At 70.1% G+C, this 11,002-nt stretch carries 9 protein-coding genes; 1 reads left to right on the forward strand and 8 read right to left on the reverse strand.

The features are described from left to right. Nucleotides 1-242: 242 nt before the first annotated feature. The 8 genes from pyrF to pyrR all read right to left on the reverse strand — a co-directional run bounded on the left by pyrF (nucleotide 243) and on the right by pyrR (nucleotide 10,182). Entirely contained in the window at nucleotides 243-1,088 is an 846-nt protein-coding gene (pyrF, locus tag ABZ896_RS38105) for an orotidine-5'-phosphate decarboxylase (protein ID WP_360939422.1), read from the reverse strand. Beyond that, nucleotides 1,085-2,185 (reverse strand): quinone-dependent dihydroorotate dehydrogenase, encoded by a 1,101-nt coding sequence (locus ABZ896_RS38110; protein WP_360939424.1) that lies wholly within the window; start codon nucleotides 2,183-2,185, stop codon nucleotides 1,085-1,087. Before ABZ896_RS38110 ends, pyrF begins: the two co-directional genes overlap by 4 nt. A 51-nt stretch (nucleotides 2,186-2,236) precedes the next feature. Further along, nucleotides 2,237-5,545, reverse strand: a complete 3,309-nt coding sequence (carB, locus tag ABZ896_RS38115) for a carbamoyl-phosphate synthase large subunit (protein ID WP_360939426.1) — start codon at nucleotides 5,543-5,545, stop codon at nucleotides 2,237-2,239. Next, nucleotides 5,538-6,692 carry a glutamine-hydrolyzing carbamoyl-phosphate synthase small subunit gene (gene carA, locus ABZ896_RS38120; protein ID WP_360939428.1) on the reverse strand — a complete coding sequence of 385 codons (1,155 nt, stop codon included), beginning with the start codon at nucleotides 6,690-6,692 and terminating at the stop codon, nucleotides 5,538-5,540. Before carA ends, carB begins: the two co-directional genes overlap by 8 nt. Further along, complete coding sequence (locus ABZ896_RS38125; protein ID WP_360939430.1) at nucleotides 6,689-7,255, reverse strand: hypothetical protein; 567 nt, start codon at nucleotides 7,253-7,255, stop codon at nucleotides 6,689-6,691. Before ABZ896_RS38125 ends, carA begins: the two co-directional genes overlap by 4 nt. Then, nucleotides 7,252-8,538: a dihydroorotase gene (locus tag ABZ896_RS38130; RefSeq protein ID WP_360939432.1), complete on the reverse strand. Its 1,287-nt coding sequence runs from the start codon at nucleotides 8,536-8,538 to the stop codon at nucleotides 7,252-7,254. The genes ABZ896_RS38125 and ABZ896_RS38130 overlap by 4 nt, the downstream gene beginning before the upstream one ends. 5 nt (nucleotides 8,539-8,543) lie before the next feature. Then, nucleotides 8,544-9,521, reverse strand: coding sequence for an aspartate carbamoyltransferase catalytic subunit (locus ABZ896_RS38135; RefSeq protein WP_360939434.1), 978 nt, complete (start codon nucleotides 9,519-9,521; stop codon nucleotides 8,544-8,546). An 85-nt stretch (nucleotides 9,522-9,606) separates the two neighbouring features. Continuing rightward, nucleotides 9,607-10,182, reverse strand: a complete 576-nt coding sequence (gene pyrR / locus ABZ896_RS38140) for a bifunctional pyr operon transcriptional regulator/uracil phosphoribosyltransferase PyrR (RefSeq protein ID WP_360939436.1) — start codon at nucleotides 10,180-10,182, stop codon at nucleotides 9,607-9,609. 253 nt (nucleotides 10,183-10,435) lie between these two features. Here pyrR and bldD point away from each other — a divergent pair, with 253 nt between their 5' ends. After that, on the forward strand, nucleotides 10,436-10,939 hold the full coding sequence (gene bldD, locus ABZ896_RS38145) for a transcriptional regulator BldD (RefSeq protein ID WP_360939438.1): 504 nt from the start codon (nucleotides 10,436-10,438) through the stop codon (nucleotides 10,937-10,939). Nucleotides 10,940-11,002: the final 63 nt, after the last annotated feature.

The following is an 11,002-nucleotide window of genomic DNA, read 5'->3' on the forward strand; positions in this document are numbered from 1 at the left end:
GTCAGCCTCCGTCAGGCCAGACATTTCAGACATACTGCCCCGGATTTGAGGATGTATTCAGACTCAAGCGGCCCTCGAACCGCCCGGTAACCACTCGTCGGAGGACTCGATCGAGTGGTTCGAACGCGCCCGGGAAACCACCGTCGGGGCCTCGGGCGATCCCCTCCGGGCACCTCGAACACTCCCCGCCGACGCCCCGAGTGGCCCCGGCCGCCCTCTCGGGCGGCTTCTCAGGCGCCCTCTCAGGCAGCCCCCACCGCCGCCCGGATCTGCTCCGAGAACCGGTCCGCCGACGCCCGCAGCGCGCCCGCGTCGGGTCCGTGCCGCAGCACCCCCCGGCTGACGTTCGGCACCACATTGCGGATCGCCGCTCCGAAGACCCGGGGAAGATCGGCCGGCGTGGCCCCCTGGGCGCCGACTCCGGGTGCCAGGAGCGGCCCGTTGATGTCCAGGTCGTAGGAGGACAGGTCGCCCAGCGTGGCCCCGACGACGGCCCCGAAGGACCCCAGGGGCGCCTCCCCCGCGTTCTCGGCCGCCAGGTGCCCCAGCATGGTCGCCCCGACGTTCCGCCCGTCCGCGCGGACCGCGTGCTGCACCTCGCCGCCCTCGGGGTTGGAGGTCAGCGCGAGCACGAAGAGCCCGGCGCCGCTCTCCCGTGCCAGCGCGATCGCGGGTGAGAGCGAGCCGTAGCCGAGGTACGGCGACACGGTCAGGGCGTCCGAGAACAGCGGGGAGTCCTTGCGCAGGAAGGCCTCGGCGTACGCGGCCATCGTCGAGCCGATGTCTCCGCGCTTGGCGTCCATGAGGACCAGCGCACCGGCCGCCCGGGCCTCCTCGACGGTCCTCTCCAGCACGGCGACTCCGCGCGAGCCGAAGCGCTCGAAGAACGCGCTCTGCGGCTTGAACAGGGCGACCCGTTCGGAGAGCGCCTCGACGACGGTCCGGCTGAACCGCTCCAGACCGGCCACGTCGTCCGCCAGGCCCCACTCGGCGAGCAGGGAGGCGTGCGGGTCGATCCCGACGCACAAGGGGCCACGCTCGTCCATGGCACGGCGCAGCCGGGCGCCGAAGGGCTCGTACGAGGTCATGCCGTCGTCCTTACGTCGGCGCCGACCGCGTCGGCGAGGGTGGCGTGCGGGCTCGTGCGCAGGCGCGCGGCGAGCCCCTTGTGGATGGTTCGGCTCCAGAACGGGCCCTCGTAGACGAACGCGCTGTAGCCCTGGACCAGCGTGGCACCCGCCAGGATGCGCTGCCAGGCGTCCTCGGCGTTCTCGACGCCGCCGACGCCCACCAGGGTGATCCGGTCGCCCACGCGCGCGTACAGGCGCCTGAGGACCTCCAGGGAGCGCTCCTTGAGGGGCGCCCCGGAGAGCCCGCCCGTCTCCTTCACCAACGAGGGCTCGGACGCCAGGCCCTCGCGCGCGATGGTCGTGTTCGTGGCGATGATCCCGTCCAGGCCGAGTTCGACGGCCAGGTCGGCGACCGCGTCGACGTCCTCGTCGGCGAGATCGGGCGCGATCTTCACCAGGAGCGGGACATGGCGGTTGGCGACGATCCGGTCGGCGGCCTCGCGGACGGCGGTCAGCAGCGGCCGCAGGTGGTCCACCGCCTGGAGGTTGCGCAGGCCGGGAGTGTTGGGCGAGGAGACGTTCACGACCAGGTAGTCGGCGTACGGCGCCAGCCGCTCGGCGGACTTCACGTAGTCGCCGACGGCCTCCTCCTCGGGCACGACCTTGGTCTTGCCGATGTTGACGCCCACGACCGTCCTGAAGACCGGCTCACGGGACGCCAGACGGGCCGCCACGGCCAGGGAGCCGTCGTTGTTGAAGCCCATGCGGTTGATGAGCGCGCGGTCCTTCACGAGGCGGAAGAGCCGCTTCTTGGGGTTGCCGGGCTGTGCCTCCCCCGTCACCGTACCGATCTCGACGTGGTCGAAGCCCAGCATCGACATGCCGTCGATGGCGACGGCGTTCTTGTCGAAGCCGGCGGCGAGTCCGAAGGGGCCGTGCATGCGCAGCCCGAAGGCCTCGGTGCGCAGTTCCTTGTGGCGGGGCGCGAGGGCGGCGGCCACGAAGGTGCGCAGGACGGGGATGCGGGCGGCGAGCCGGATCCAGCGGAAGGCGAGGTGGTGGGCCTGCTCCGGATCCATCCGTTGGAAAATCAAACGGAAGAAAATCTTGTACATGGTGTCCTCACCAAGAGGGGGACACCGTTTCCGGTGTCCCCCAGGGGTCTGCTAGTCGCGGGCCGCGGTCAGGTGTTCCGCGTGTTCCTGGAGTGAACGGACGCCCACGTCACCGTGGTTGAGGGCGTCGATGCCCTGGACGGCGGCGGCGAGCGCCTGCACCGTCGTCAGACACGGGACCGACCGCGCCACGGCCGCCGTGCGGATCTCGTAGCCGTCGAGGCGGCCGCCTGTGCCGTACGGGGTGTTGACGATGAGGTCGACCTCGCCGTCGTGGATGAGCTGGACGATGGTCTTCTCGCCCGCCGGGCCCTCGCCCTCGCTGAGCTTGCGCACGATCGTGGCGTTGATGCCGTTGCGCTTGAGGACCTCGGCGGTGCCGGAGGTGGCGAGCAGCTCGAAGCCGTGGGCGACCAGCTCGCGCGCCGGGAAGATCATCGAGCGCTTGTCGCGGTTGGCGACCGAGATGAACGCGCGGCCCTTGGTGGGCAGTGGACCGTAGGCGCCCGCCTGCGACTTGGCGTACGCCGTGCCGAAGACGGAGTCGATGCCCATGACCTCGCCGGTGGAGCGCATCTCCGGGCCGAGGACGGTGTCGACGCCGCGCCCGTGGATGTCGCGGAAGCGCGACCACGGCATGACGGCCTCCTTGACGGAGATCGGCGCGTCGAACGGCAGCTCACCGCCGTCGCCGTTGGCCGGAAGCAGCCCCTCCGCGCGCAGCTCTGCGATGGTCGCGCCCAGCGAGATCCGGGCGGCGGCCTTCGCCAGCGGTACCGCGGTCGCCTTCGAGGTGAAGGGGACGGTGCGGGACGCGCGCGGGTTGGCCTCCAGGACGTAGAGGATGTCGCCGGCCATCGCGAACTGGATGTTGATCAGGCCCCGGACGCCCACCCCACGCGCGATGGCCTCCGTGGAGGTCCGCAGCCGCTTGATGTCGTGGCCGCCGAGGGTGATCGGCGGCAGCGCGCACGCCGAGTCGCCGGAGTGGATGCCGGCCTCCTCGATGTGCTCCATCACGCCGCCGAGGTAGAGCTCCTGGCCGTCGTAGAGCGCGTCGACGTCGATCTCGATGGCGTCGTCCAGGAAGCGGTCGACCAGGACCGGCCGGGAGGGGCTGATCTCGGTCGACTCGGCGATGTAGGACTCCAGCCGGGTCTCGTCGTAGACGATCTCCATGCCGCGTCCGCCGAGGACGTAGGAGGGCCGTACGAGGACCGGATAGCCGATCTCGTCGGCGATGGCCTTGGCGCCCGCGAAGGTGGTCGCGGTGCCGTGCTTGGGGGCCGGGAGGCCCGCCTCGGCGAGGACCTGCCCGAAGGCGCCGCGGTCCTCGGCGGCGTGGATCGCCTCGGGCGAGGTGCCGACGACCGGCACGCCGTTGTCCTTGAGCGCCTGCGACAGGCCCAGCGGGGTCTGGCCGCCCAGCTGCACGATCACGCCCGCGACCGGACCGGCCTGCCGCTCGGCGTGGACGATCTCCAGGACGTCCTCCAGGGTGAGCGGCTCGAAGTACAGCCGGTCGGAGGTGTCGTAGTCGGTGGAGACGGTCTCCGGGTTGCAGTTGACCATCACCGTCTCGTACCCGGCGTCCGACAGCGCGAAGGAGGCGTGCACGCAGGAGTAGTCGAACTCGATGCCCTGGCCGATGCGGTTGGGGCCGGACCCCAGGATGATCACCGCCGGCTTCTCGCGGGGCGCAACCTCGGTCTCCTCGTCGTAGGAGGAGTAGAAGTACGGCGTCTGCGCGGCGAACTCGGCGGCGCAGGTGTCGACCGTCTTGTAGACCGGGCGGACGCCCAGCGCGTGCCGCACCTCGCGGACGACGTCCTCGCGCAGGCCCCGGATCTCGGCGATCTGCTGGTCGGAGAAGCCGTGCCGCTTGGCCTCGGCGAGCAGCTCGGGGGTCAGTTCGGCCGCCGCGGCCAGCTCGTCGGCGGTCTCCTTGATGAGGAAGAGCTGGTCGACGAACCAGGGGTCGATCTTCGTGTACGCGAAGATCTCCTCGGGCGTGGCGCCCGCGCGGATGGCCTGCATGACGGTGTTGATCCGGCCGTCGGTGGGGCGTACGGACGCCTCCAGCAGCTCACCCTTGTCGCCCGGGTCTCCGACGAAGGTGAACTGGCTGCCCTTCTTCTCCAGCGAGCGCAGCGCCTTCTGGAAGGCCTCGGTGAAGTTGCGCCCAATGGCCATGGCCTCGCCGACCGACTTCATGGTCGTCGTCAGCGTCGAGTCCGCAGAAGGGAACTTCTCGAAGGCGAAGCGAGGCGCCTTCACGACCACGTAGTCGAGCGTGGGCTCGAAGGAGGCCGGGGTCTCGCGCGTGATGTCGTTCGGGATCTCGTCCAGCGTGTAGCCGACGGCCAGCTTGGCGGCGATCTTGGCGATCGGGAAGCCGGTCGCCTTGGAGGCGAGCGCACTCGAGCGCGACACGCGCGGGTTCATCTCGATGACGATGACACGGCCGTCGGCCGGGTCGATCGCGAACTGGATGTTGCAGCCGCCGGTGTCGACACCGACCTCGCGGATGATCGCGATACCGACGTCACGCAGCCGCTGGTACTCGCGGTCGGTGAGCGTCATCGCGGGCGCCACGGTGATGGAGTCGCCGGTGTGCACGCCCATGGGGTCGAAGTTCTCGATGGAGCAGACGACCACGACGTTGTCGTTCTTGTCGCGCATCAGCTCCAGTTCGTACTCCTTCCAGCCGAGGATGGACTCCTCCAGGAGCACTTCGGTGGTCGGCGAGAGCGTGAGGCCCTGCCCGGCGATCCGGCGCAGTTCCTCCTCGTCGTGGGCGAAGCCGGAGCCCGCGCCGCCCATGGTGAAGGACGGGCGGACGACGACGGGGTAGCCGCCGAGCGTCTCGACGCCCTGCAGGACGTCGTCCATGGAGTGGCAGATGACCGAGCGGGCGGACTCGCCGTGCCCGATCTTCTTGCGGACCTCCTCCACGACGTCCTTGAAGAGGTCGCGGTCCTCGCCCTTGTTGATCGCCTCGACGTTGGCGCCGATCAGCTCGACGCCGTACTTGTCGAGGGTGCCGGCCTCGTGCAGCGAGATGGCGGTGTTGAGGGCCGTCTGACCGCCCAGGGTGGGCAGCAGGGCGTCCGGCCGCTCCTTGGCGATGATCTTCTCGACGAACTCCGGGGTGATCGGCTCGACGTAGGTCGCGTCGGCGATCTCCGGGTCGGTCATGATCGTCGCCGGGTTGGAGTTGACCAGGATGACCCTCAGACCCTCGGCCTTGAGGACCCGGCACGCCTGCGTGCCGGAGTAGTCGAACTCGGCGGCCTGGCCGATGACGATCGGGCCGGAGCCGATGACCAGGACGGACTGGATATCGGTGCGCTTAGGCACGCTGGCCCTCCATGACGGTGCTCATCAAAGACGTGAAGCGGTCGAACAGGTAGGCGGCGTCGTGCGGGCCCGCCGCCGCTTCGGGGTGGTACTGGACGGAGAAGGCCGGCTGGTCGAGCAGCTGGAGGCCCTCCACGACGTTGTCGTTCAGGCAGACGTGGGAGACCTCGGCGCGGCCGAACTTGGTCTCGCTGACCTTGTCGAGCGGCGCGTCGACGGCGAAGCCGTGGTTGTGGGCGGTCACCTCGACCTTGCCCGTCGTACGGTCCTGCACCGGCTGGTTGATGCCGCGGTGGCCGTACTTCAGCTTGTAGGTGCCGAAGCCGAGTGCGCGGCCCAGGATCTGGTTGCCGAAGCAGATGCCGAACAGGGGCGTCTTGCGCTCCAGTACGGCGGTCATCAGCGCGACGGGGCCGTCGGCGGTGGCCGGGTCGCCCGGGCCGTTGGAGAAGAACACGCCGTCCGGGTTCACGGCGTAGACGTCCTCGACGGTCGCCGTGGCGGGCAGGACGTGCACCTCGATGCCGCGCTCGGCCATGCGCTGCGGGGTCATGCCCTTGATGCCGAGGTCGACGGCGGCGACGGTGAACTTCTTCTCGCCGACCGCGGGGACGACGTACGCCTCCTTGGTGGCGACCTCCTCGTAGAGGCTGGCGCCCTTCATCTGCGGCTGGGCCTGCACGCGCGCGACGAGTTCGTCCTCGGCGGCGATCGCCTCGCCGGAGAAGATCCCGGCGCGCATGGAGCCGCGCTCGCGCAGATGGCGGGTGAGGGCGCGGGTGTCGATGCCGCTGATCCCGACGATGCCCTGGGCGACCAGCTCGTCGTCCAGGGAGCGCTTGGCCCGCCAGTTGGACGGCACGCGCGCGGGGTCGCGCACGACGTAGCCGGAGACCCAGATCCGCCTGGACTCGTCGTCCTCGTCGTTCCAGCCGGTGTTGCCGATCTGCGGGGCGGTCGCGACGACGATCTGACGGTCGTACGACGGGTCGGTCAGGGTCTCCTGGTAGCCGGTCATGCCGGTGGAGAACACGGCCTCGCCGAAGGTCTCCCCCACGGCCCCGTAGGCACGGCCGCGGAAGTTCCGGCCGTCCTCCAGGACGAGTACCGCGAGAGCCTTCGAGGCTCCCCTTGTGGAGGTCATCATCGTGCGCCTTCCGTTTCCGTCTTGTTGATCATGGAGTCAATGGCGTCGACCCACTCGGTGTGCTCGGCCGCGTTATCGGAGCGGAACCCCGAGTCGATCAGCCGCTCGCCGTGCGCCCAGGTCACGATGAGGAGCCCGCCCTCGGTGAGGACCTTGCCCGCGATGCCCTTGCCGAGCACGGCCTCGCGCAGGGCCTCGCGCGGGATGAAGAAGTCGGCCGCCCCGGGGCGTACGACGTCCAGTCCCGCGTCCGTCAGCGTGAGCTCGACCCGGCTGCGGGTGCCGAGGCCGTGCGCCACGATCCGGTCGAGCCACTGCCCGGCGGTGGTGGAGCCGTGGTAGCGGCCGCTCATGCCCAGTCTCGCCGGGCCCGGGTCCTCCGGCGCGGCGGGCAGCTCGGGCAGGTCTCCCTGGAGCGTGCCGCGCCACTTCCAGCCCTCGCGCATCAGCCAGTAGACGAGCGCGACGAACAGGGCGAGGCCGACGAGCCAGCCGATCCGGGCGGCCCAGTCGGTCACCGGCGCCGACTCCTTGCCGGCCGCGATCAGTAGTGCAGATGTCACGTGAGCTTCCCGTCGACGAGCGTGGCCTTGCCCCGGAGCCAGGTGTGCGTCACACGGCCCGGCAGCTCACGCCCCTCGTACGGGGTGTTCCGGCTGCGCGAGGCGAAGCCCGCGGGGTCCACCGACCCACGGTAAGCCGTGTCGACGAGCGTGAGGTTGGCGGGCTCACCTGCCGAGACGGGACGCCCGTGGCCCTTCGCCCGCCCGATCTCGGCGGGCTTGGCGGACATGCGCGCGGCGACCCCGGCCCAGTCCAGCAGGCCCGTCTCCACCATGGTCTCCTGCACCACTGACAACGCGGTCTCCAGGCCCACCATCCCCATGGCGGCCGCGGCCCACTCGCAGTCCTTGTCCTCGTGCGGGTGCGGGGCGTGGTCGGTGGCGACGATGTCGATCGTGCCGTCGGCAAGCGCCTCGCGCAGGGCGAGCACGTCCCGCTCGGTGCGCAGCGGCGGGTTGACCTTGTAGACCGGGTTGTACGTCCGCACGAGTTCGTCGGTGAGGAGCAGGTGGTGCGGGGTGACCTCGGCGGTGACGTCGATGCCGCGGGACTTGGCCCAGCGGACGATCTCGACCGAGCCGGCCGTCGACAGGTGGCAGATGTGCACGCGGGAGCCGACGTGCTCGGCGAGCAGGACGTCCCGGGCGATGATCGATTCCTCGGCCACCGCGGGCCAGCCACCGAGACCCAGCTCGGCGGAGACGATCCCCTCGTTCATCTGGGCGCCCTCGGTCAGCCGCGGCTCCTGCGCGTGCTGGGCGACGACCCCGCCGAAGGCCTTCACGTACTCCAGCGCGCGACGCATGATCACGGCGTCGTCGACGCACTTGCCGTCGTCGGAGAAGACGGTGACCCCTGCGGCCGACTCGTGCATGGCACCGAGTTCGGCGAGCTTGCGCCCCTCCAGGCCGACCGTGACGGCACCAATGGGCTGCACGTCGCAGTAGCCGTGCTCCTGCCCGAGCCGGTAGACCTGCTCGACCACGCCGGCGGTGTCGGCGACCGGGAAGGTGTTGGCCATGGCGAACACGGCGGTGTAGCCACCGCTCGCCGCCGCGCGCGTGCCGGTCAGCACGGTCTCGGAGTCCTCGCGGCCCGGCTCGCGCAGATGGGTGTGCAGGTCTACCAGGCCCGGCAGCAGCACCTTGCCGTCGGCTTCGACGACCTCGGCGCCCTCGGCCGAGAGCCCTGTACCGACAGCCTCGATGAGAGAACCGTCGATCAGCACGTCCTGCGGCTCGCCACCGAGCACCTTCGCACCACGGATCAGGATCTTGCTCATGTGACTTACTTCTCCTCGATACGGGTGTGACTGACGGCAGGCTCGTTTCCGCCGAGCAGCAGGTACAGGACGGCCATCCGGATGGAGACGCCATTGGCGACCTGCTCGACGACGGTGCAGCGCTCGGAATCGGCCACCTCGGCGGTGATCTCCATGCCGCGCACCATCGGGCCGGGGTGCATCACGATGGCGTGCTCCGGCATCCGCGCCATGCGGTCGCCGTCCAGGCCGTAGCGCCGGGAGTACTCGCGCTCGGTCGGGAAGAACGCGGCGTTCATGCGCTCGCGCTGGACGCGCAGCATCATCACCGCGTCGGACTTGGCGAGCGTGCTGTCCAGGTCGTACGACACCTCGCACGGCCAGGTCTCGACGCCGACCGGCACCAGGGTGGGCGGGGCGACCAGGGTGACCTCGGCGCCGAGGGTGTGCAGCAGGTCGACGTTGGAGCGCGCGACCCGGCTGTGCAGGACGTCCCCGACCAGCGTGATGCGCTTGCCGGACAGGTCCTGCCCGAGCCCGGCGTCCCGCCCGACGAGCCGACGGCGCATCGTGAACGCGTCCAGCAGGGCCTGGGTGGGGTGCTGGTGGGTGCCGTCGCCGGCGTTGATGACGGCCGCGTCGATCCAGCCGGAGGTGGCGAGCCGGTACGGCGCCCCGGAGGCGCCGTGGCGGATGACGACGGCGTCGACACCCATGGCCTCCAGGGTCTGGGCGGTGTCCTTCAGGGACTCGCCCTTGGAGACCGACGACCCCTTGGCCGTGAAGTTGATGACGTCCGCCGAGAGGCGCTTCTCGGCGGCTTCGAAAGAGATACGCGTGCGCGTGGAGTCCTCGAAGAAGAGGTTGACGATCGTGCGGCCGCGCAGGGTCGGCAGCTTCTTGATCGGCCGGTCGGCGACCCGGGCCATCTCCTCGGCGGTGTCGAGGATCAGGACGGCGTCGTCGCGGGTGAGGTCGGCGGCCGAGATGAGATGACGCTGCATCTTTCAGGCTCCGTAGGGAAGTTCGCGTGAAGAGGGAGATTCCGGGCAGACGAGGGCATGCCGAAAGGCCCGCCCGGACCGTCTGCTACTGGGTCTGCTTCACACCGAGCAGCACGGTGTCGCGACCGTCCTCCTCGGCGAGCTGGACCTTGACCGTCTCCCGCAGCGACGTGGGGAGGTTCTTGCCGACGTAGTCGGCGCGGATGGGCAGTTCGCGGTGGCCTCGGTCGACGAGGACCGCGAGCTGCACCGCGCGCGGGCGCCCGATGTCGTTCAGGGCGTCCAGGGCGGCACGGATGGTGCGGCCGGAGAAGAGCACGTCGTCGACGAGGACGACCAGGCGGCCGTCGAGGCCGTCACCGGGGATCTCGGTGCGGGCCAGCGCACGCGGCGGGTGCATGCGCAGGTCGTCGCGGTACATGGTGATGTCGAGCGAACCGACCGGGATCCTGCGGTCGGTGATCTCCTCGAGCTTGGCGGCGAGCCGCTGGGCGAGGAAGACGCCTCGGGTCGGAATGCCGAGGAGCACCACGTCGTCGGCGCCCTTGGCGCGTTCGACGATCTCGTGGGCGATACGGGTCAGCACGCGCGCGATGTCGGGGCCCTCGAGAACGGGCCGGGCATCGGACGCCGTGATATCAGAAGTGTCCTGCTTGTCCATACGAAACGGACCTCCTTCTCCGCCTCACGGGACGGACCTTAAAGGACGTCGGATTTGCGCCATCCACCGTAGCAGGCCGGATCGGCGCCCCATGTCACCCCCTTGGCCTAATCGGCCACCGCTACCACGGAAGAGTCGGTGTGGACCATTCGGCTTGACGCAGAAGCGTCACGCTGCGTAACCTCACAGTGAGTTACCAGACGCGCGGCTCGGGACCACTGCAGCCGCGTCGATCCAGTGTCCGGGGAGCTATATGTCCAGCGAATACGCCAAACAGCTCGGGGCCAAGCTTCGGGCCATCCGCACCCAGCAGGGCCTTTCCCTCCACGGTGTCGAGGAGAAGTCCCAGGGACGCTGGAAGGCGGTCGTGGTCGGTTCGTACGAGCGCGGCGACCGTGCGGTGACCGTGCAGCGCCTCGCCGAGTTGGCGGATTTCTACGGTGTCCCGGTGCAGGAGCTGCTGCCCGGCACCACTCCCGGCGGGGCCGCCGAGCCGCCGCCGAAGCTGGTCCTGGACCTGGAGCGGCTGGCCCACGTCCCCGCGGAGAAGGCCGGCCCCCTCCAGCGGTACGCCGCGACGATCCAGTCCCAGCGCGGCGACTACAACGGCAAGGTGCTCTCGATCCGCCAGGACGACCTGCGCACACTCGCCGTCATCTACGACCAGTCCCCCTCGGTCCTCACCGAGCAGCTGATCAGCTGGGGTGTGCTGGACGCCGACGCCCGTCGCGCCGTGGCGACCCACGAGGAGGGCTGAGCCCCTCGCAGCCACAGCAGAAACGTGCCGCCGGGGTGGCCGGAACTTGACGGTTCCGGCCAC

The organism is Streptomyces sp. NPDC047072 (assembly GCF_040643855.1).
GTDB lineage: Bacteria > Actinomycetota > Actinomycetes > Streptomycetales > Streptomycetaceae > Streptomyces.

Excerpts from the sequence above, each read along its gene's own strand:
- bldD (WP_360939438.1), top strand. The coding sequence starts at position 10,436 with ATGTCCAGCGAATACGCCAAACAGCTCGGGGCCAAGCTTCGGGCCATC.
- ABZ896_RS38130 (WP_360939432.1), bottom strand. The coding sequence starts at position 8,538 with ATGAGCAAGATCCTGATCCGTGGTGCGAAGGTGCTCGGTGGCGAGCCG.
- ABZ896_RS38110 (WP_360939424.1), bottom strand. The coding sequence starts at position 2,185 with ATGTACAAGATTTTCTTCCGTTTGATTTTCCAACGGATGGATCCGGAG.
- carA (WP_360939428.1), bottom strand. The coding sequence starts at position 6,692 with ATGATGACCTCCACAAGGGGAGCCTCGAAGGCTCTCGCGGTACTCGTC.
- ABZ896_RS38135 (WP_360939434.1), bottom strand. The coding sequence starts at position 9,521 with ATGCAGCGTCATCTCATCTCGGCCGCCGACCTCACCCGCGACGACGCC.
- pyrF (WP_360939422.1), bottom strand. The coding sequence starts at position 1,088 with ATGACCTCGTACGAGCCCTTCGGCGCCCGGCTGCGCCGTGCCATGGAC.
- pyrR (WP_360939436.1), bottom strand. The coding sequence starts at position 10,182 with ATGGACAAGCAGGACACTTCTGATATCACGGCGTCCGATGCCCGGCCC.